The sequence below is a fragment of the Fodinibius salsisoli genome, assembly GCF_026229185.1.
GTDB classification, from domain to species: domain Bacteria; phylum Bacteroidota; class Rhodothermia; order Balneolales; family Balneolaceae; genus Fodinibius; species Fodinibius salsisoli.
Window position 1 is genome coordinate 41,683 of record NZ_JAGGJA010000008.1, and the last position, 21,391, is coordinate 63,073.

Consider the following 21,391-nt stretch of genomic DNA (forward strand, 5'->3'; position numbering starts at 1 on the left):
CTCACAGATGCGCTACCTTTTTTGTACAATCGTATTTTGCCTCATTTCAGGAGTATCCTTTGGTCAATACGCTGTTACCCTAGATACACAGATGAATTATCTGCCCTCTTTTCAAATTAATAGTGATATCCATCGAGGAGCTTCTGCACAAAAAGTTTCACTCTCAGCAACGAATTATTCTGTAGAAGCAGGCCTGCACCTTTCCCGGGGATACGATTCTTCTATAGACTTTTCTTATGGCTTCAACGCTGCAAAGGTTTTTGCAGAAACTTACCATAGTATCTTCAAAGTTGGCTTCGAGTTCGATCGATTCTTTGTTAATGATTACAAACGGAGTTACGAAGAGATTGGCAGTATCATCGAAGACGATATTACTGAGTCATTTCAACCTTACCTGGAATGGGAATGGGCTTTCAGCCGTTCGGTGTCTCTCTTCACACAGACCGGATACCGAATCATGACTAGCGTAACACGCCGCGTTACCGACATCAAGTATGAGACAAACCCCGTAACGGGCGAAAAAACGCCGGTAAATCACCGCACTAAAGAGACCCAGAGTTTTTACGGTTCGGGCTTTGAATTAGGGATTGGTTTAAGCGTTATCATTTATTAGACTATAGATCGTTAAAAAATTAAATAGCAGAGACTATAGCCCTTGTTTGACACTATAAAGCATAACCTGCACTCCCTGGTAGATTTACTGCACCAGCTCTCCAATCAGCAGTATAGCAAATCCTGTACCGCCTTAAGCGATGCCAGTATCGGCAAACACTACCGGCATATTATTGAAATCTTTGGCTGCCTTTTAGAGGGGTACGACGAAGGGCTTGTCAACTATGATCACAGAGCACGCAATCAAACGATAGAAACTAATAGTAGGATTGCCCTGCAAAAATTAGAATGGCTGACGGAAGAAATTGAAAGACCAAATAAAAATATTTCGATAGAGCAGACACTTGCCGGACAGACGCTGCTGGTAGAAAGCAATTATTACCGGGAGTTACTATTTAACTTAGATCATAGTATCCATCACCAAGCCCTGATAAAAGTTGGCGTAGCTGAATATGACAACATCCTTCTGGATGAGGATTTTGGAGTAGCCCCTTCTACTATCAGCTACAGAAAACAAAATGCCGGATAAGCATTCTTCGTAGGTTTATAGAGACCTTGGCGGAACCATCATATTCTCGACGGGTCATTTCGAACGATAGAGAGAAATCTTCTACTGTTCTGTTTAGTCTTATAGTTAGACGATCTCTCCCCCCCGGTCGAGATGACGGTGTGGATCGTCACAAGAAATATCGCATGATAACTTGAGAATATTAGAGCATTCGGGATTACATCAAGCTAAAAGGAACACTACTATTATATAGCTTTGAAAACAGTTCCCAACTAATGCAGATCGGTTAGCAAAAACAATTCTCCCCTCATTCAGAACGAAGTTGAAGATAAATAATCATCACGGAAATAAATTCGCCTAAATAAGTGTACATTTATTAAAATCATGCTTATATTTGGCGTCCAAGAACGAAAAAGAACTTAATTTTTACATCAACATGGTCGGAGTTAAAGTCAAAGATAACGAAAGCATTGATCGAGCAGTGAACCGCTTTAAGAAGCTGGTTGCTCGTTCACGCATTCTCAACGAATACAAAGATAATCAGCAGTATACCAAGCCTTCTAAAGAACGACGTGAGGCTTTAAAGAAAAGTATTCGTGAACAGAAGCGCCGTCAGCGTCACCAGTACTAAGCGCCGATGATTCTTGCTATAAAGCTCTTTAGCTTTTGCTAAAGGGCTTTTTTTATGGCCGCCATAATATTGGACACCCCAAGAAACTGGAGATCATGGTTTCGCTCGGGGCTGCTGGCCTTTGGAATTATTGCTTTGCCAAACCCCATCTTCTCTATTTCACCCAGCCGTTGATCTACCTGGTTGACCGCACGGATTTCACCTCCCAAACCGACTTCGCCCAAAAAAGCAATCTTACTGTCGATAGACTCATCCAGCAGGCTTGAAACCAGCGCACAGACGACGCCCAAATCGGCCGCCGGATCATTAACTTTCAACCCACCGGCTACATTCAGGTAGACATCCTGTCCCGAAAACTGGTAGCCTCCTCTTTTTTCCAACACCGCCAGCAGGAGCGAAAGCCGGCGATGATCAAATCCATTGGCCGTCCGCTGCGGCGTGCCATAATTACTGGGTGTGGCCAGCGCCTGTACCTCCACCAGCAGGGGACGTGATCCTTCGATCGAGCAGATCACCGCATTGCCGCTCACGCTGCTGTCATAATCCGATAAGAACAGCTGAGAGGGATTTAATACATCCACCAAACCTGACTGCTTCATCTCAAAAACGCCCACTTCCTGGGCCGGACCAAACCGGTTCTTCAAACTGCGCAACATGCGGTAGTTATAGTTGCTATCGCCCTCAAACTGAAGCACCGTATCCACCATATGTTCCAGCACACGGGGACCGGCAATGCTCCCCTCTTTGGTTACGTGTCCAATCACCAGCGTAGTAATATCCTGTTTCTTAGCCAGCTGCTGAAGTAAGGCCGCACATTCTTTTACCTGCTGGATGCTGCCCGCCATGCTTGTCAACTCTGTACGGTATACCGTCTGGATGGAATCGACAATGAGCAGATCCGGATCAAGCTTGCGAGCCTCTTTGAGCACCTTGTTGATATCCGTATCGGTGTAGACATAAAAGTTATCCGAATTGACGCCCAGACGCTTGGCCCGCTGCTTAATTTGGCCCGCAGACTCTTCGCCAGCACAATACAAAATCTTTAAATCCGGGTTCGCTTTACCTATCTGCAGAGTAAGCGTACTCTTTCCGATACCGGGATCGCCTCCAATAAGCACAAAAGAACCGGAAACAAATCCACCGCCCAACACACGGTCAAGTTCTTGAATTTTACTTATAAACCGATCATCGGACTGCGATTCGATCTCTTCTAACTTCTGGGGATCCGGTGATTTATCCAGTCCCTCCACCTTCCCCTTATGCTCTTTCTCAGACTTGGTTTTTCGTTCTACCTTAAACTCTTTAAAACTGTGCCAACTTCCACAATTGGGGCAATTTCCTAACCATTCTGTTGAGGTGTGTCCACATTCGTCGCAGACGTATTGCATTCGATCTTTGGGCATAATCTATCTAAACAGATTTGGATGAAGTAATATCGTGCTCTATGGCCTCATCAGCATTACTACTGCGGTTTTCCAAGACCGACCGGTTGATGTACCAAGTGGTAGCCATCATCCCAAAGCCAATCGTTATGTAGTAACTGATTACTCTCCAAGCGAAAACAGCCAGACCGATAAAAGCTTTTCGGTCCATCAAGGGTCCCTGGAAAATTGCAAAAAGTCCTTCTACCCCTCCACTTCCACCGGGGGTTGGCATAATCAGGAAGGCTAAGTTCATAGCCAGACTCCGAAGCACCGATAAAATAACATCCGCAGGCAGCAAGCTGAGCACAACAATCGTTGGTAACGCAATACGAGCCAGCCACGACATCGTTGAAAAGAAAAAGGTTTTCAGTAAAAAGCTTTTGGGTTTCTTACGCAGCTCATGAGAATACTCCACCAAGTTATCGACCTCCCCTTCCACTGTATCTTTCCATCTTCGAAGAAGAGGCAGCTTAAATATTTTATTAACAACCTTCTTAATGGCATCCGGATTAATCAACACTCCATAAGCCATGAGTCCTGCATAACTCAAGAGACCAATGTATAAAAGCAGCATGGAAGCGTGCCCAACCATCCCCGTATTATTCGGAACAACCTCAAAGAAAAGACCCGTCACAACCAGTATAGGAACAGCCAACGCAAACCACAGCTGATCTAACAGCACACTATATAAAATGATAGCCGTGGATTGTCCCAGTTTAAAACCCTCTTTAGTCAATGCATAGGTTGCCATAGGCGCCCCTCCGATGGTTGAAGGCGTAATGGAAGAGGTGAAGTCCCAGCTCAGCATAACCCGAAACGAAGCCAACCAACCCAACTTTTTTTCTGACAAATAGCGAATTTTGGCTGCCACAAACCAGAGGCGCAGAAAAGAAACAATAACGGCAATGCCAAGCCCCGGTAATCGTTTAGGCTTCAAGTGCTTAAGGACGCCCGGAGTGTAGGTATAATAAATCAGAAAACCCATGGTAGCGATACTAAGCGCTATGGACAGGAAAAGGTATTTCTTTGAGAAATACTGATTAGGATTTTCTTGTATTTGTTCGTCACTATTTGCCAAGAAAGAGGGTTTTATGCTCAAAATTAATCTAAAAACCGACAGGCCAAAATAACCATCAAAGCTAACTAATAGAAATGAAAAATAGAAGCCTTTATATCAGCTTCTGGCCTAACTGACTATATAAAGCAGGCTCCTTATTCTTATAAAAAAAGGCCCTATGGAAAATTCCATAAGGCCTTAAAAAGATTAGTGTATGAAACTAAGCTACAGTAATATCATCATCCAGATACACGTCCTGGATAAAGTTCAAGAGCTTAACCCCTTCTTTCAATGGACGCTGAAACGCCTTACGACCACTAATAAGTCCCATACCGCCGGCACGTTTGTTAATTACCGCTGTACGGACCGCCTGAGCAAAGTCGTTATCTCCGGAACCTCCTCCAGAATTAATCAGTCCGGCACGCCCCATATAGCAGTTTGCCACCTGGTAGCGAGTCAGGTCAATGGGGTGTTCACTGGCCAGCTTATTGTAGATATCCTCATCAAGCTTACCATAAGAAGAATCACCCATATTCAACGCCTTGTAACCGCCGTTGTTCACCGGCTGCTTTTGCTTAATAATATCGGCCTGAAGCGTTACTCCCAGGTGGTTGGCCTGCCCCGTAAGGTCGGCAGATGCATGATAATCTTCACCATCTACTTTGAACGCTGAATTACGGGTATAGCACCAAAGAATCGTAGCCAAACCTAATTCATGGGCTTTTTCAAATGCTTTAGCTACTTCCTGAATTTGACGGCTGGATTGTTCCGATCCAAAATAGATCGTAGCTCCTACTGCTGCCGCACCCATTTCGTAAGCCCGTTCAATTGAACCGAACATGACCTGGTCGTACGTATTCGGATAGGTCATCAGCTCGTTATGATTAATCTTAACAATAAATGGAATTTTGTGAGCATATTTCCGAGCTACCGAACCCAGCACTCCAAAAGTAGAAGCCACCCCGTTACAGCCGCCTTCAATAGCAAGCTTTACAATATTTTCGGGATCAAAATAATCCGGATTGGGTGCGAATGAGGCTCCGCCGGAGTGTTCGACTCCCTGATCCACCGGTAAAATTGAAGTATATCCTGTGCCTCCCAGCCGGCCATGATCCAGCAACGCCTGCAGATTCCGTAGCACGCGCGCATTCCGGTCGGAATGGTACCATACCTCATCTACGTAAGAGCCAGAAGGTAAATGGAGGTTTTCTTTGGATATTGTTTCACATTTGTGAGTCAGCAAATCTTCTGCTTCATCACCTAACAGTTCTTCGATACTTTTGGATGCTAATGCCATGATCCCGTTTTCTGATAATTAAAATGAAATTAAGGGTTAAAGCGCTATTATAACAATTTTCGAAGTTGATGTCATTAATGAAATTATGATTACCATATTCACTGCCTAATCTCCCTTTATACAATCAGTTAGAACGATTGAGGGCTTTTCAAATACCATAATATCGCTTCTACCCTTTTCATCCGTGTCCAATATTGAGCATCATCTTTCTGTTTGCCAGCTCATTATAACTTTATGTTATAAATTTTGTATTTTCCCAACCTCTAAATATCCAAATATTCAATCACTTTCTGATGAAAATTGCTGATCTCGACTTAGGTCATAAACCATTGCTGTTGGCTCCTATGGAGGATGTCACAGATTCCCCTTTCCGCACTATTTGCCGAAAAAGAGGTGCAAGTATTGTTTACACTGAATTTATCAGCTCTGAAGCCATCATCCGGGATGCCGACCAGGCTATGCATAAAATGGATTTTAGTGACGAGGAACGTCCATTTGGCGTACAAATTTTTGGTGGACGTGAAGAAGCCATGGAGGGTGCTGCTAAAATTGCTGAATCTAACAATCCGGATGTGGTGGACATCAACTTTGGCTGCCCAGTGTACAAAATTGTCAAAACCGGGGCTGGCTGTGCCTGCCTAAAAGATATGGATCTGATGGAACGTATGGCCGGATCGGTAATCGATGCGGTTGAAGATAAGCCCGTTACTGTTAAAACACGGCTTGGATGGGACTATCGCAACATCTGGATCCAGGATGCCGCCCTGATGCTGCAAGACCTTGGTGTCAAGGCGCTAACGGTACATGCGCGTACCCGCAACCAAAAGTACAAGGGCGAAGCCGACTGGGAATGGCTGAAAAAACTTAAAAATACACCGGGACTCGAAATTCCAATTATTGGCAATGGGGATGTGACCTCTCCCCAGGATGCCAAACGCATGTTCGACGAAACGGGTGTAGATGGCGTCATGATTGGCCGGGGTGCCATTGGGAACCCATGGATTTTTGAGCGGACCCATCATTATCTTGAAACCGGGGAGCTTTTGCCCGAACCCACGGTTGATGACCGTATTGACTTATGCGCAGAGCAGCTGCGTCGCTCCGTAAAACACCATGGCGAGCGGTACGGGGTTATCATCATGAAGAAACACTATGGCAATTACCTGAAGGGCGTTCGAAACAGCCGGGGCCTGCGTGGGGCCATTATGGAGGAAAGTGAAATGCAACCTATTCTGGATCTCCTGTATCAATTTAGAGACCAAAAAATGTATGCAGCAGCTTCCTAATCTGGTTATTAGCTGATTGAGTAAATGGTAGGGTCAATCAAATAACAGATCCCAACCAAGTAGTGTAAGAGACCTATGCAAAACCTCCTTTTTGACTGGCTATTTCAAGCGTCCACGCTTGGCACAGCCAATTACTATATTATAGGTTTGTAAAGGATCCTATGAACTCTATTCTATTAAATCTCCCGGTACTCCAAAAATATTAGCCGGCATTTACCAAAACAGCCCATCAAAAAGAGCAACTGTACACGGGTTAAAATAGAACTATAATTTTATATCCAAATCATCTACTATTATTAATTTGAACAACATCTATGTTTTTTGCGGTTTAATTTATCTATTTATCTCACCCGGATGTACCTCAAATAAGCTGACCGCATCGCAACAAGAGCCCGTACAGCAAGATACAATAAAGTATGAAGCCGGCTCTCGGTTCATTCGGGGGTTCGCCCGGGTTGAACAGGATTCCAGTTCATTTTATATCAATCAGGATGGCCAACGGGTATTTGACCAGTTTGTAATCGGAAATATAAGCCGGTTGTTGGAACCTAATGAGGAGCCCAGACCTGTCCCGGAAGGAAAGTTACCCCGTTATTTTAAGAAAGTTCGTAAAGACTCAAGCTTAGGAGTCTTGAACTCCACCGGCGATTGGCTGCTTAAACCTAAATATGATGTTATTGATACCCATTTGCCTAAATATAATGTTCTTGATACCCACTCCTCTTCCCTTTGGAAAGTAACGGAAAACGGCAAGCAGTCCTATTATGGTCCAAATGGGTTTGTGCTTCCTTTTAAATTCGATTCGGTGAAGTACTTAGACGGGCGGCGGTTTGACGTAAAGAAAAACGGCGCCTGGGGCATCTATGATACTCAAACGGATAAAATAATCATTCCTGCAAAATACCAGGCATTTGACTATTGCAGAACGTGCTTAGGAAAAGGGACCTATGTATTTGCCAAGAAGCAGGGCAAATGGGGCATTTTAAACTTTGACAATGAAGTACTCATTCCTTTTGAATATGAGCACCGAGACGTCTATATGCAAAGCAGTGAGCGAGTAAAAACGCTTTATAAAAATGGGCAGCAGATGATCATTAACCTAAAAACGGGGGTGATTAAACCGGCCTCTAAGCTAGAAGAAGATCCCTCAGATAAGCGTACCGTAGAGCTGGCAGATGGATTTGTCAAAAAACGCCAAAATGGGAAATGGGGGCTGTTAAATCCGATTGGAGAATTAGTCTTGCCATACAAATACGATTTTATAGATTACAATGCTGATTCATCCGGCTTCCTGCTACCAGCACCATTTGTACCACTTAGCAAAGATTCCAAAAGTGGTATTGCCGATACCACCGGCGCCATTATTGTTCCCTCACAATATGACCAGCCGTTTCGCCTTGCCTACAATGGACATCTATTCCTATCATCCCAAAAGGGGCAAAAAGTAGTATTGGATAAAACCGGCCAAAGCGTTTTACCCGACGGCGCAACTGATCTCGGAAAATATACGATAACCCCTCTCCTCTCTAATAAGGTGATAGAACTACTAACATTTAAGCTGAATAACCTTTACGGATTTTATAATCCAGAGACGGGAAAAACCGTAGATCCCCAGTATAGTAATCTCATTAACACCCGTATTTCCAGTTTAGATCCATATGTAAAAGTTACCAAAGGTGACCTTGTGGGATTGGTAGATAGCAACGGTAAAACCGTGGTTCCACCAAAGTATGAAGAGATTACGATCCGCGATTATGATGCGCCATCTCTTGCCCGGGTAACTAAGAATCAAAAAGTGGGCTATTACAACATTAAAAAGCAAGAGGAAGCTATCCCACCCTCCTATGATAATATTTCGATAAAAGGTCTGGGGGACGAATGGACCTATTTTTTGCTACAAAAAGGAGATTCCATTGGGGTAGCCGGAATCGATGGCAACCTATTGGTCCCCATTAAATATGCCGGTATAAATTACATTGGCGACTCACATATGGTGCTGTATGAATCTCGTAATGGATCGAGAAAAAATTACATATCCTTTGACATGAATACACACGAAGTGTATTCCCTGCCTAAGCATCAGGGCATAGAACTGGCCAATTCCGGTGACTTAGTTATTATTTTGCGTCCCGATGGAGGTCAACAGTTGTATAATATCGAAAGTCGAACCTTCATTGAAGGAGAATACACCCAAAATGGATTTCCCACGGCCATATCTTCCTTTCAAGAAGGATTAGCCAAGGTTCAGAAAGATGGAAAGATCGGGTTCATCAACCCGAACGGAGAAGTCGTCATTCCGTTTCAGTATGACGGCGCCACTTCCTTCTGGAAAGGCCTGGCAATGGTCAAAAAAGAACAGCCAGGCTCAGACCAATCCCTCTACGGATTCATTGATACCTCAGGAACAGCCGTAGTACCGGTTTCCTACGATTTTAAACCCAACAGCTACATGCCATACTACTTTACAGATGGTCATCTGCTGCTGTACAACTATTCGGATGACCAGAAGAGTTACTTAAAAGGATATGCGACACCTGAAGGTGAGGTTTTGGTCAAACCGAAGTATGATGAAATTTATCCCTCTACCATTGCTAACCTTTTTCTGGTGCAAAAAGGTCAAAAGTTCGGAGTTGTCAATGACTCTGGAAAGGTCACTATTCCCGCTATCTGTGACGATATACCCAATAGACATAGTGGCCTGTATAACTTCCCCCTGCCGTGCAAACAAGGCAGCAGCTGGAAATATTTCAACGAAGAGGGAGCCACACTGCCCATTCAGGTTAAAGAAACGATCCCATTTTATAACCGGTAGTAACGCGTCGAGTGGTTAAAATCCAAAAGAGATGTATGAGTTTCCAAATTATGCGGCAGGTAAACCCGTTTACCGAATCTGGCTCTAAAAAAGATGGAGTCCACCTTGTGTGGTGGGCTGGACCTTAGCAGTGCCTTTAAATTTATAGGATCTGATAATGGCCGTAAACGAATTATTAAAGCTATCAGTATTTGATCAACCTTCCTGCCCGAAGCTATTTACAATTTTTTGAGACTTATCCCAAAGTCTCTTCCCCATCCTCTGGATTTTCTTTTTCTGCCCCATCCACCATCTGAATAGGAATGGGACTGGTCGCAGAGCCCGTGTATAAAGAGACGTGAGGAAATGGAATCTCAATATCTTTGTTATCGAAAGTTTGTTTAATCTCTTCCTGGATGGTATTTCTCAACAAAATATGCTCTTCCGATAGCGACCATACCTTGAACGAAAGATCGATGGAGGAAGCCCCGAACGCTTCAAAAACGATAAGAGGCTCAGGTTCTGAAAGGGCGTATTGATTCTTTTCAGCTACCTCCATTAAAATCTCTCGCACCTGACCAATATCTTCTTTATAAGCTACCGATACCTTGGCACTCAACCGGCGTATGGGGAAACGGGTGACATTTATTACTTCAGATTTTATAAGTGTCTCGTTGGGTATTCGTACGAATTGGTTATCGAATGTGCGTAGCTTCACAGAAAGCACATCAATAGACATAACGATGCCGGTAGTAGCATTGATAGTAATAATATCATCCACTTTAAAAGGTTGCTCGGCAATCAGAAATAAACCACTGATGATATTGGAGACACTGGTCTGTGAGGCAAAACCAAGGGCAATACCGACGATGCCTGCAGCTCCCAGCAGAGGGGCCAGGCTAATCCCTAACTGGGTCATAACCGTAATAATAATGATCACTACTCCGGAATAGAGCACGACCTTCCCGGCCAGCATGCCATAGTGGGGAGCATATTTCTTGGTGAAAAACCGGCGGGCCCATCCTCTCAATAGAAAAATAACGGGTAATATTATAGCTATAAAAATAGCCAGCTTTATTGCTACCTGTATGGTTTCTTCGGATAGATAAGTGTTTATATCAAAAAGAGATTCTTGTAAGAAATCCATAATTAACGTCCCAGAGTCAAAGTATCTTCAAAAATTCGTTTAAAGGTTCGTGTTGCCAGACTTGAATGGATTTGCATTCTTGGCTTGGCAAGCTGCATCTGTTTTTCAATGCCTTCCGGTAGCTTGCCCGTCATAATCACATCGCTGTGTTGCTCCTCTCCCCGATAGGTAATCTGCGTTTCATCGGCCCACAAAGCATCGTTGTACTTATAGATTCCCAGTCGCTCTACCCGAAAACAAAAACGTTCGAAGTCGAGGGCTTCCGATGACTTATTGGATATTGTAATGGGACAGCTGACTAAATGAGGCTCAGGAGTAATTTGAGACAGATCTCTGCGGGCTTTAGTGGTTGTATGGTAACAAAGCTCGCCTTCGAGTGGAGTCCCAAACCACGTTCGTGACAGTTTGGACACTGGCAACTCCAGCAACTTGTAGCCATTGTCAGCCAGCGAAATTGAAACCCACAAAGGTACCCGGCTAAAAACCTGGATCTCGGTACGTGGACTTATGGTTAACGAATACTCCGAATGTACAATGAGCGGCAAGTCGGCCAAAGCCGGAAGCAGGCGTAACTGCTCATTCCCATTTTTATGCGCCCATCGGCTCCATTTTACCTCATCAGGTGGAACCGACTCATCAACAGCTTTGCTGATTTCATCAGTATAGCAATAGGCAATCCATATTTCAGTATTCCTGCTTTTGATCCATAGACACAGATCTCCTAACTGTAGAAAATGAGTATCCTTCTCTTTGAGATCTACTGTTCCCCAAATAGTATTTTCCATTGCTCTTTTCAGTTGTCGATAAATGTTAAATAACGTGTTAGGGGTTAAACCCTAACTAAAGACCGCCTGTCATCCCGGATACTCCCAATTTGTTGGGAATAAAATGCAGACCATCTTAAGGGTAGGCCGCACCGACTCTTTACGATTGCGTCTATATCCAATTTATTATCAGAGACCTTTGCAAAACCCCTGTCAACCACTAAACACGTTAAATGATTATTCAGCACCGATAGTTTCCGTACCCATGAAGGGCTGTAAAACTTCGGGAACCTCAATGCTGCTATCTTCTTGTTGATAAATTTCCAGGATCGCAGCTAATACACGAGGTAGTGCCAGTCCTGAACCATTAAGTGTGTGCAAAATTTCGGTATCTCCTTCATCATTACGGAACCGAAGCATCATCCGCCGGGCCTGAAAGCTACCGAAATTAGAGCAGGAACTCACTTCAAGCCATCGCTGCTGCGCCGGACTCCAAACCTCCAAGTCATACTTCTTAGTTTGTGTAAAGCCCATATCCCCCGTACACATCAGTAGTGTCCGGTAAGGAATATTGAGCTCTTCCAAAAGCGATTCCGCATATTCCCGCAAATTTTCAAGTTCATCAAAAGCCGTATCCGGATGTACCATCTTCACTAATTCGACCTTATCGAACTGGTGCAGGCGGTTCAGACCACGAACATCCTTTCCATAGGAACCCGCTTCCCTGCGCCAACATGGAGTATAGGCAACATATTTTAGTGGGAGATTCTCTTTTTGCAGAATTTCATCCCGATGAAAATTAGTTACCGGCACTTCGGCCGTTGGGATAGCAAAAAATTCATCCCGGGGAATTTCATACATCATATCTTCTTTATCAGGAATTTGTCCCGTACCACGCGCCGAATCTTCGTTGATAAAATAGGGTACCTGCAACTCGGTGTATCCTTGTTCACCGGCTTTATTCAGAAAATAATTGATCAATGCACGCTGTAACTTAGCAATCGGCCCCACATAAAATGGAAAGCCCGCGCCGGTTACTTTTGCTCCGCGTTCAAAGTCAATCCATCCCTGTTCTTCCACCAACTCCCAATGGGGAATCCGCCAATCATTTTCTGCTGGTGTACCCCACGTTTTAAACACTTCATTATCTTCTTCGGAGCTTCCTACGGGCACTGATTCATGCGGCACATTTGGAATCTGGAGCAATAATTTCCCTCGGTCCTTTTTTAAGACATTCAGCTTCTCTTCTTTTTCTTTAATCTCTTGCTTCAGCTTGCTGGTATATTCAATGATTTTCTGGGCTTCATCCTTCTTGCCCTGCCCCATCAGCTCACCAATTTTCTGTGCCTTGGTATTACTTTCACTACGCAGATCGTCCGTCTTTTTCACCAATGAACGCCACTCTTCATCAACCTCTATCAGTTGATCAACAATCCCGGAGTTTTCTTCTCCTTTATTACGCATTCCTTCTTTAACATGCTCAGCATGGTTACGAATATATGTGACGTCTAACATCTGTTTCTTTGCATTTTCTTTAATTAATAGTTTTGCTAAAGATAAAATAGTTTTATCAACGTTTTAACTGAAATTTTTGACTTTGTTTGGGCACAATAAATCTAAATTATCTCGCCTCTACCTATACTCTATATCTTGAAATCCTTATTATTTTAGTTTAATTTAAGCTAATCGTAGAAAATTTAGGAAGTAAAGGTTTGTTATGGCAAAAGGACTGGACGAAATTGATATCAAAATATTAAAGCATCTGCAGAAAGAAGGCCGCGCTCAGCGGAATCAGTTGGCAGAGATTGTGCATCTGTCGGTGCCATCGGTTTCAGAACGTATGCGCAAGCTGGAAGAAAAGAACCTGATCAAAGGGTATCGGGCCATTTTGGATGGTAAGCTTTTTAAATTTGATATCACAGCCTTTGTCTTTGTAGAAGTCGATGGCTCGGAGAATTATCCTAAATTCATTGAACGCTCTTCCCAAGAACCCGAAATCCTGGAATGCCATTCTATTACCGGTGATGGCTCGCATATTCTTAAAATACGCACCGAGAATACCGACTCCTTTGAAACGCTGTTGTCCCGCATCCAATCCTGGGATGGCGTAAGCAAAAGTCGATCGAATGTGGTGTTAAGCAGCTTTAAGGAAACTACTGAGCTTCCGATCGAAAAAACTATTGATCCCAAATAATTAGATTGAGGGTTTTGCATAATTTATGAGTCACTCTTTGCAGCAGGACTCTCTAACCAAGGCTGACCAACAAAACAAGAGGCCTTGTCGAATATACTGCAAAGCTCTTAACGTTATAGGTTCTAGACTACAGTCATTGAGAAATCCGGCTTTATACATGCTCGTCGGTCTGGTCGGGTTTCTTCTACTGTCTGCCTGTTCCTTGCAAGCCCAACAGAACTTTGGCATCCAGTGGAATCCTCCTGAAAGTAATACTCAGGCCGTTGCAGAGCTTCAACAATTTCGGGAAGCCGGGGTTACCGCTATTGAGCTACAATCCGTGCCTTCCAATGAACTTTGGTCAACTATTCAAGATCAGGAACTGAAAGTCTACGGGAACCTTGGTCTCTCTTTTCCAACGATATTTACGTTTTCTCAGGCCGACTCTTCTTTTAGAGAAGGTGTTCGCAAAAAATTCACAGCATTTGTCAGCCAGCCTTCCGTTCAGGCCATAAAGCTATTTGAGTTTGGGGCCATAGACCAAGCCCCTTTTCAAAAACAGGCTACCGCTTTTTTTAACGATATTGGGACATTAGACTCTATTCAGGCCTATTATTCGGACAATCGGATAATAGAACCATCATCTGGCCTGCCCGTTGACTTTATGGTCTATGATATCGCACTTTCTTCAAATAATATCTACTCACTGGATATACCCACCGACGAGACTATTGCTGCATATCGGTACTCCCCTTCCACGGAGCTTCAGTATAAGCTTAAGCCCCTAAAACAAGTCATCCAGCGGCTGTACGCTACAAGCTATAGCAGTCGGATTTTATTTTTTGATGGTCAGTGGCTATTAAATATGCTTGATGCCCATCCCCGCTTAAAAGAAACACTACATACCCTGGCTACGGATTCTGAATTTCTGTTTCCGGTTCCTGCCGAGTCTATGCCTACGGCAACCCAGCCCTCGCTGGCTATCATTATCCTTCTGCTGGTTTGGGGCACCCTGGCATACCATTACCACATGAGCCCACTCTACCGAAAATCATTATTCCGATATTTTACCGGACATACGTTTTTTGTGAATGATATTTTCAAGAGGCATATTCGCTCTCCAATTCCAGCGCTTGTAATTATAGCTCAACATGCCTTGCTGGCCAGTGCCGCGCTGTATGCCATTTTTGATACTTATTGGTCACCGTTAGGCCTACAGGCATTGGCTACTTACTTTCCCTCACTCTTTTTCCTTGGGGCCAAACCTTACGTTATTTTCGTCTTCATCCTCTGCTGTATCCTGCTCTTCTCGTTGATTAGCATTCTCTGGCTCTACTTCAGTCATAAATCACTTCGCTCTGTTACACAGATTATAACGCTTTTTGCCTGGCCCCTGCAACTTAACTTCCTATTTGCTACAGCAGCTATAGCGCTATATGCTTCAGGCGGGACTGATTATATACTTTTGATACTCGCCACGCTCATTGTAACTGTTATCAGTGGTAGTTTTCTCATAACCGCATGGGATGCCTCCCAATCACTGTCAACTAAAAACGTCAGGTATTTACTCTTAACGGCAGGATTGTATTTGCTCATTTTATTGGCAATCGTTATTTGGGTAACAGGATTTAATAGCCCCTTTTGGGCTGCTATTGATTTAAGCCTGCAACTCAAATAATCTGTTTGCGAAGACGTGCTACCGGAATATTAAGCTTCTCTCTGTATTTGCTGACCGTTCTCCGGGCTACTTTATATCCTTCACCTTGTAACAAATCGGCAATAGCCTGGTCACTTAGTGGTTTATCTTTATCTTCATTATCCACAATATCCTGAACCGCATTCTTCACTTCCCGACTGGAGACTTCCTCTCCACTCTCCGTTTCCAGCCCCTCACTAAAAAAATACTTTAATTCAAATACCCCAAAATGAGTTTGAACATACTTTCCGTTCACCACTCTGGATATGGTTGAAATATCTAAATTTACGCGCTCTGCAATGTCTTTCAGGATCATTGGCTTTAAGCCTTCGCCATGCTTGAAAAAATCTTCCTGAAGCGCAACAATCGTCTGCATAGTATTCATCAGGGTATTCTGGCGCTGGCGGATAGAATCAATAAACCACTGGGCAGATTCTATCTTATTTTTGATAAACGATTTCGTTTCCTTCGTCTGTTTGTTCTGTTTCTTTTTTTTCTTTAAATCATCCCACATCTGTTTATAACGGGGTGAGATGTGTAACGGAGGCACATTGCTGTTATTCAAACTTATCACAAAGTCGCCTGCTTCCCCATCTTCATACTCCTCATTTTCCGCCGGTTGGTAATAGACCTCAAAATCTGGCTCAATATAATTCTGGGTATCATCTACTGCATTACCACCACCGCCCGGCTTAGGATCTAATCCTTTAACACAGTCAAAAGCTGACTTTAGCTCTTCATTATCAATGCCAAGTTTCTTTTTGAGCTTTTTAAAATGTTTCTTTTCAAATAATTTCCAATGATCACGAAGCATTGCAATCGCGTTCTTTTTCCCTTCGGCATCATGCTCCATCAATTTCAGCTGAATAAGCAGGCAGTCGCGCAAATCGCGGGAGGCTACACCCGGAGGGTCCAGACGCTGTATCTGTCTCCGGACTTTCTCTACTTCTTTTTTATTGGTTAACACTCCTTTATTAAAGGCAATATTATCAACTACGGCTTCAATTTCACGACGAAAATACCCATCCTGATCCAGTGAACCCAAAATTTGATCGGCAATCAGCTTCTGTTCTTCATCCAGGTCGAGCAGACCTACTTGCTGCTCCAGCTCTTCTAAAAAAGACTCGTGATAGGGATCTGGCAGGTCGCGCCACTCCTGATTACCGGAATAGCCGGATCCACCGCTGTATTTTTCTCCTTCATAATCAGTATTCTGCATAAATTCATCCCAGTCCACCTCATCTTTCTGATCTACCGGTTCAAGCTCTTCGTTCTGGTTCGGTTCATCAGCTTCAGCCTCCCAGTCCGACGATTCCAACTCCTCAAGACTTTCGGAAGGGTCTCCCTCCTCTAGTACCGGATTGGCCTCCAGTTCTTCCTTAATCCGCTGTTCCAAGGCAACGGTAGGCAGCTGCAACAACTTAATATACTGTATTTGCTGCGGCGACAGACGCTGTTTCTGCGTCTGCTTTTGGTTCATCTGTTGACCCGTTTTAAGCATACTTTAAAAGCTTCTTACCTTCTTTTTGATTTGTGGTCTGAAAATATAATTTAATATAAAAAGAGTGCATCTCCATATAATACCAATCGAAAATACAATTTCTTAAAGCGAATCAAAATGTGAGCACCCCATCAACTGTATTATAAAGCTTTAAGCTTAGAGGAGCTCAAAATTCTTACCAACTTTTTGGCGCACACACTGCTTCATTTCTAACTCGAGGAGCTTGGAAAGCAAATTATGTGACTCCATTTCAAGCTGTTCTGCCAGAACATCAATATGAAGTGGTTCAGCAGACAGTGCTTCACAAATGGCGGTAGAGAGGTCATCCAGCTCCTGTGACTTCCATTTGGGAGTAGTTGGCGATGTGTCCGTATGGCCTTCGGCTTTCATTTGGGCTATATGAACATCTACTTCGGTCAGGATATCTTCCACATTTTGTACCAGCTTACCCATACCCCGCTGAATAAGGCTATTACATCCGATTGAGTTCGGCGTACCGATGGGATGGGGTACAACAAATACTTCCCGATTTTGATCCAGCGCTGACTTCGCAGTAATCATGCTGCCCCCATTGATGCCTGAAGCCACAACCAGGGTCCCTAAACTCATACCGCTAACAATGCGATTACGGACCGGGAAATTACCAGCATCAGGGGCTGTACCCAATGGAAATTCCGAAATAACGGCTCCTCCCGTTTCGATGATATCAGCGGCCAGCTTCTTATGCTGGGAGGGGTAAATAACATCGATACCGGAACCAAGCACTGCCACGGTACACCCACCAGCGGCAACGGTAGCACGATGGGCCGCACCATCAATGCCGTGTGCCAGGCCACTAACAACCGTGATACTTTTTTTCGTTAATTCGGTAGCAAAATATTTCGCGGCATCTTTCCCATACGTTCCTGCTTTTCGGGTGCCCACAATAGCGATGCTGCTGGTCTGCAGGGATCGACGGTTTCCTTTAATCCAAAGTAAGATAGGAGGATCATAAACCTCGCGCAGTAAGGCCGGATAGTCATCGTCCCAGTAGGTCATAAGTTCAGCACCAACTCTATCGGTCTTCTCTAAAATCCGGTCGACCTCTTGCCAGTCATCAAAAGTGATAATTTCTTCGGCCGTTTTGGGACCTATACCATACACGGATTCGATCTCGTGCTGTTTCATCCGAAAGATATCCTGTGGATGATCCACGGCCTGCAATAACAGGCGAATGCGCTGCGCTCCCAAATTAGAAATTAGATGAAGAGCCGTAAACTCTCTAACCGGTGGATTCGTTATCTTCTCTTGATGATTCAACAGCCTGTATCTGCTCCCAGATGATTTCTTTCAGTTCATCTATATGGTAATTGGTTGCAGCGGAAATTTCAACTGTTGGAATATCTAAATCTACTTTCTTTTCCTCATCAAGCTGATAATCTTCCAGTAAATCCATTTTTGTAATAGCCAGAATGCGGGGTTTATCCAACAAGTCGGCCCGGTAGGCACGTAGTTCATCCAGCAATGCCTGGTATTCGTACTCAATATCCTGTTGCGAGCTCACCATGAAGAGCAGCACGTTATTGCGTTCAATATGGCGTAAAAACTGGATACCAAGGCCCCGCCCATCGTGCGCTTCTTCGATAATCCCGGGAATATCCGCCATGACAAAAGTCCGATAGTCCGGCATTGTAACGACCCCCAAGTTGGGCTGTAAAGTCGTAAACGGATAGGATCCAATTTTAGGCTCTGCCCCTGAAATAGCCGATAGGAGCGTACTTTTACCTGCATTGGGGAAGCCGACAAGCCCTACATCGGCAATGAGTTTAAGCTCTATTTCGATAGCCCGCTCTTCTCCTTCTTTGCCATCTTGAGCGTGGCGGGGCGTCTGGTTGGTTGAACTGCGAAAATGCCAGTTTCCTAACCCTCCTTTACCACCCTGGGCAACCACAATTTCTTGCTCATGCTCGGTAATTTCGCCCAACCGTTCTTTGGTATTGGCATCATAGACAACGCACCCCATGGGAGCTTCCATAATTTCATCAGCTCCATCTTTACCTTTGCGCTTACTTGATTCACCACGCTGACCGTCCTTCGCATTCACGTATTTGTGATAACGAAGATCCAACAAAGTGTTCAGCTGCTCGTTTCCCCGGAGAATAACATCGCCCCCATCACCACCGTCACCGCCATCTGGTCCACCGCGCGGCACATACTTTTCTCGTCGAAAGTGAACCGAACCGGCTCCTCCATGACCTCCTTTTACATAAACTTTGGCATAATCAGCAAACTGTACTCGACCCATACTTATAGATTCTCTAAGATGTAATCATTCAACATTTTGTAAAGGTGCTCGCGGGTGTTTCCACCGTAGATACCGTGATTTCGATTGGGATAATACATGGTTTCAAACCGTACCTCAGAAGCTACCAATCGATTTATTAGTTCAACAGAATTCTGGAAATGAACGTTGTCGTCTCCAGTGCCATGTACAAGCAGGTAATTACCGTCAATCTGGTCGGCATAATTTAAGACTGATCCTTCCCGGTACCCCTCCGGATTCATTTGAGGAGTCTGCATAAACCGTTCCGTATAAATAGTATCATAGAACCGCCAGGTTGTAACAGGTGCAACGGCTATTGCGGTGTCAAAAGTTTGGCCTCCACGAGCCAGCACCATCGACGACATATAGCCGCCATAGCTCCAGCCCCAGATGCCCACACGATCTTCATCAATAAAATCATAGGTGTCAATGAGGTAATCAGCAGCATTAATTTGGTCCTCAACCTCATATTGTCCTAACTGTTTGTAGATCTGTTTTTCAAAATTGCGTCCGCGGGCTCCTGTGCCCCGGTTATCCACACTAACGATTATGTAGCCCTCTTGGGTCAGGTAACGGTGCCACATGGCACGCTGGCCAGATCCAAAATTCTTCTGGACGGTCTGGCTTCCAGGCCCACCATATACATAAAACAGCACCGGATACTTCTTGGAGGGATCAAAGTCGTGGGGCTTCAACATATAGCCATTTAGTTCGGCCTGCTCCAACGGAAGTTTGATAAACTCTTTGGTCGGCAAATCATAATCAGCCAGCCTCTGCTGCAGTTCCATATTTTTCTCCAACGAGCGTACTTCCTTTCCATTTATTTCATGCAATGTATACTGTGGTGGAATACTGGGTGCAGAGTATGTTTCAATATAATACTTAAAATCTTTACTCATGTTGATGCTGTGCCAGCCCTCACCACTGGTAAGCTTTTTCTTGTCGCTTCCGTTGCTTTTGATACTGTAAAGATGCCGCTGCAGAGGCGACTCCTCGGTACTTACATAATAAAATCGATCAGTCTGCTCATTATAGCCCAAGTAGTTGGTGACTTCCCAATCTCCTTTGGTAACCTGCCGGATTTGCTTTCCACCCTTATTATAGAGATAAATATGGTTATATCCCGATTCCTCGCTTGTATATACAAATTGCTCTCCGTTATCCAGAAACTTCAAATCGTCGTTTACATCAATCCAGGCATCACTTTTTTCGGTCTTAATGACCTCTGTTTCCCCCGTACTGGTGTTAGCCAACATCAAATCCTGCTTGTTTTGCAATCGATTCATACGCCGTATGGCAAGCGTAGATGAAGTGGCCGTCCAATTAAGTCGCGGAATATATTGTTCTTCGTCAGCCCCAATATTCATCCAGGTGGTTTTATCCTCTTGCAGGTCATACACTCCGATTTTAACGGTCGAATTTGTTTCTCCGGCTTTGGGATATTTAAAGCGGGTTTGTCCCGGATACAGGTGCCCCCACTCGGTCATAAAAAATTCTTTCACATCAGATTCATCAAAGCGATAAAATGCTATCTTTTCTCCCTGCGGTGACCAGTACCAGGCTTTGGCAAAGCCGAATTCTTCTTCATATACCCAATCCGTGGCCCCGTTAATAATTTTATTATGCTCTCCATCGGTGGTAATAGCGGTCTCTTCCCCCGTTTTTAAGTCCACCCAGTATAAGTTATTATCCTGCACAAAGGCCGCTTTTTCTCCAGATGGAGAAAGTTGGGCATACTGCTGCTTTTTTTCTGACTGAGTTAACTTCTGTGTCTTTCCCGTCTTAAAGTTGTAGATAAAGTAATTTTCCCGGGTACTCCTGCGCCATATTGCCTCAATGTCGGTTTCAATCAGCAGCTTACTTTCATCCGCTGAAAATTGATAATCCTGTATAATAATCGGCTTATCACGACCTTTTACCTTTAAATCTGATGTGGAAAGCAACACATCATAGTCCCCGCTAAGGATGTCATATTTGCGAATCTCAATATCACCATTGACCCGTTTCAAGGTGGTATAATACCGCCCATCTTTCATCCAATTTACGTTACGGATACCCTCTGGACTAAACGTATCATTAAATATGTGGCTGTAGGTGAGCGTTTTCTTTTGAGCCTGAATGGGCTGTACAAGCCATCCAATAACGATAAAGAGGAAAAAAAGTCGTTTCATAGTTGCTAACGTGGTTAAAAATTAGATCAGC

General features: G+C 44.1%; 17 protein-coding genes. 7 read left to right on the forward strand and 10 right to left on the reverse strand.

The window, feature by feature from the left end:
* The first annotated feature begins 7 nt into the window (after positions 1-7).
* The 3 genes from J6I44_RS12560 to rpsU all read left to right on the forward strand — a co-directional run bounded on the left by J6I44_RS12560 (position 8) and on the right by rpsU (position 1,751).
* A complete protein-coding gene (locus tag J6I44_RS12560) occupies positions 8-613 on the forward strand; it encodes a hypothetical protein (RefSeq protein ID WP_265766491.1) in 606 nt (201 codons plus the stop codon).
* A 42-nt stretch (positions 614-655) separates the two neighbouring features.
* Complete coding sequence (locus J6I44_RS12565) at positions 656-1,141, forward strand: hypothetical protein (protein ID WP_265766492.1); 486 nt, start codon at positions 656-658, stop codon at positions 1,139-1,141.
* Between the two features lie 373 nt (positions 1,142-1,514).
* Positions 1,515-1,751: a 30S ribosomal protein S21 gene (gene rpsU, locus J6I44_RS12570; protein WP_265766493.1), complete on the forward strand. Its 237-nt coding sequence runs from the start codon at positions 1,515-1,517 to the stop codon at positions 1,749-1,751.
* A 38-nt stretch (positions 1,752-1,789) separates the two neighbouring features.
* On the opposite strand, the gene radA is transcribed toward rpsU, so the two are convergent.
* The 3 genes from radA to J6I44_RS12585 form a co-directional block, all read right to left on the reverse strand.
* On the reverse strand, positions 1,790-3,154 hold the full coding sequence (gene radA, locus J6I44_RS12575; protein ID WP_265766494.1) for a DNA repair protein RadA: 1,365 nt from the start codon (positions 3,152-3,154) through the stop codon (positions 1,790-1,792).
* A gap of 7 nt (positions 3,155-3,161) precedes the next feature.
* Positions 3,162-4,253, reverse strand: a complete 1,092-nt coding sequence (locus J6I44_RS12580) for a lysylphosphatidylglycerol synthase transmembrane domain-containing protein (protein WP_265766495.1) — start codon at positions 4,251-4,253, stop codon at positions 3,162-3,164.
* 199 nt (positions 4,254-4,452) lie between these two features.
* Complete coding sequence (locus J6I44_RS12585; protein ID WP_265766496.1) at positions 4,453-5,529, reverse strand: class I fructose-bisphosphate aldolase; 1,077 nt, start codon at positions 5,527-5,529, stop codon at positions 4,453-4,455.
* A gap of 293 nt (positions 5,530-5,822) precedes the next feature.
* On the opposite strand from J6I44_RS12585, the gene dusB reads away from it, so the two are divergent.
* Positions 5,823-6,815: a tRNA dihydrouridine synthase DusB gene (gene dusB / locus J6I44_RS12590; RefSeq protein ID WP_265766497.1), complete on the forward strand. Its 993-nt coding sequence runs from the start codon at positions 5,823-5,825 to the stop codon at positions 6,813-6,815.
* Positions 6,816-7,116: 301 nt separating this feature from the next.
* Positions 7,117-9,627 (forward strand): WG repeat-containing protein, encoded by a 2,511-nt coding sequence (locus J6I44_RS12595; RefSeq protein ID WP_265766498.1) that lies wholly within the window; start codon positions 7,117-7,119, stop codon positions 9,625-9,627.
* A 235-nt stretch (positions 9,628-9,862) separates the two neighbouring features.
* Here the strand turns inward: J6I44_RS12595 and J6I44_RS12600 are convergent, their stop codons facing one another.
* The 3 genes from J6I44_RS12600 to serS all read right to left on the reverse strand — a co-directional run bounded on the left by J6I44_RS12600 (position 9,863) and on the right by serS (position 13,032).
* Positions 9,863-10,753, reverse strand: a complete 891-nt coding sequence (locus J6I44_RS12600; RefSeq protein WP_265766499.1) for a mechanosensitive ion channel family protein — start codon at positions 10,751-10,753, stop codon at positions 9,863-9,865.
* 2 nt (positions 10,754-10,755) lie between these two features.
* Positions 10,756-11,538, reverse strand: coding sequence for a DUF432 domain-containing protein (locus J6I44_RS12605; protein ID WP_265766500.1), 783 nt, complete (start codon positions 11,536-11,538; stop codon positions 10,756-10,758).
* Positions 11,539-11,754: 216 nt separating this feature from the next.
* Positions 11,755-13,032, reverse strand: coding sequence for a serine--tRNA ligase (gene serS, locus J6I44_RS12610; protein WP_265766501.1), 1,278 nt, complete (start codon positions 13,030-13,032; stop codon positions 11,755-11,757).
* A 202-nt stretch (positions 13,033-13,234) separates the two neighbouring features.
* Here serS and J6I44_RS12615 point away from each other — a divergent pair, with 202 nt between their 5' ends.
* On the forward strand, positions 13,235-13,711 hold the full coding sequence (locus J6I44_RS12615; RefSeq protein ID WP_265766502.1) for an Lrp/AsnC family transcriptional regulator: 477 nt from the start codon (positions 13,235-13,237) through the stop codon (positions 13,709-13,711).
* A gap of 157 nt (positions 13,712-13,868) precedes the next feature.
* Entirely contained in the window at positions 13,869-15,368 is a 1,500-nt protein-coding gene (locus J6I44_RS12620; RefSeq protein WP_265766503.1) for a hypothetical protein, read from the forward strand.
* On the opposite strand, the gene rpoN is transcribed toward J6I44_RS12620, so the two are convergent.
* The 4 genes from rpoN to J6I44_RS12640 all read right to left on the reverse strand — a co-directional run bounded on the left by rpoN (position 15,361) and on the right by J6I44_RS12640 (position 21,360).
* Positions 15,361-16,887, reverse strand: coding sequence for an RNA polymerase factor sigma-54 (gene rpoN, locus J6I44_RS12625; protein ID WP_265766504.1), 1,527 nt, complete (start codon positions 16,885-16,887; stop codon positions 15,361-15,363). The genes J6I44_RS12620 and rpoN overlap by 8 nt on opposite strands.
* Before the next feature lie 156 nt (positions 16,888-17,043).
* Positions 17,044-18,186 carry a DNA-processing protein DprA gene (dprA, locus tag J6I44_RS12630; RefSeq protein WP_265766505.1) on the reverse strand — a complete coding sequence of 381 codons (1,143 nt, stop codon included), beginning with the start codon at positions 18,184-18,186 and terminating at the stop codon, positions 17,044-17,046.
* Complete coding sequence (gene obgE / locus J6I44_RS12635) at positions 18,149-19,171, reverse strand: GTPase ObgE (protein ID WP_265766506.1); 1,023 nt, start codon at positions 19,169-19,171, stop codon at positions 18,149-18,151. Before obgE ends, dprA begins: the two co-directional genes overlap by 38 nt.
* Positions 19,172-19,173: 2 nt before the next feature.
* Entirely contained in the window at positions 19,174-21,360 is a 2,187-nt protein-coding gene (locus J6I44_RS12640) for a S9 family peptidase (protein WP_265766507.1), read from the reverse strand.
* Positions 21,361-21,391: the final 31 nt, after the last annotated feature.

Excerpts from the sequence above, each read along its gene's own strand:
- J6I44_RS12560 (WP_265766491.1), top strand. The coding sequence starts at position 8 with ATGCGCTACCTTTTTTGTACAATCGTATTTTGCCTCATTTCAGGAGTA.
- radA (WP_265766494.1), bottom strand. The coding sequence starts at position 3,154 with ATGCCCAAAGATCGAATGCAATACGTCTGCGACGAATGTGGACACACC.
- J6I44_RS12585 (WP_265766496.1), bottom strand. The coding sequence starts at position 5,529 with ATGGCATTAGCATCCAAAAGTATCGAAGAACTGTTAGGTGATGAAGCA.
- dusB (WP_265766497.1), top strand. The coding sequence starts at position 5,823 with ATGAAAATTGCTGATCTCGACTTAGGTCATAAACCATTGCTGTTGGCT.
- J6I44_RS12600 (WP_265766499.1), bottom strand. The coding sequence starts at position 10,753 with ATGGATTTCTTACAAGAATCTCTTTTTGATATAAACACTTATCTATCC.
- J6I44_RS12605 (WP_265766500.1), bottom strand. The coding sequence starts at position 11,538 with ATGGAAAATACTATTTGGGGAACAGTAGATCTCAAAGAGAAGGATACT.
- serS (WP_265766501.1), bottom strand. The coding sequence starts at position 13,032 with ATGTTAGACGTCACATATATTCGTAACCATGCTGAGCATGTTAAAGAA.
- J6I44_RS12615 (WP_265766502.1), top strand. The coding sequence starts at position 13,235 with ATGGCAAAAGGACTGGACGAAATTGATATCAAAATATTAAAGCATCTG.
- J6I44_RS12620 (WP_265766503.1), top strand. The coding sequence starts at position 13,869 with ATGCTCGTCGGTCTGGTCGGGTTTCTTCTACTGTCTGCCTGTTCCTTG.
- rpoN (WP_265766504.1), bottom strand. The coding sequence starts at position 16,887 with ATGCTTAAAACGGGTCAACAGATGAACCAAAAGCAGACGCAGAAACAG.
- obgE (WP_265766506.1), bottom strand. The coding sequence starts at position 19,171 with ATGGGTCGAGTACAGTTTGCTGATTATGCCAAAGTTTATGTAAAAGGA.
- J6I44_RS12640 (WP_265766507.1), bottom strand. The coding sequence starts at position 21,360 with ATGAAACGACTTTTTTTCCTCTTTATCGTTATTGGATGGCTTGTACAG.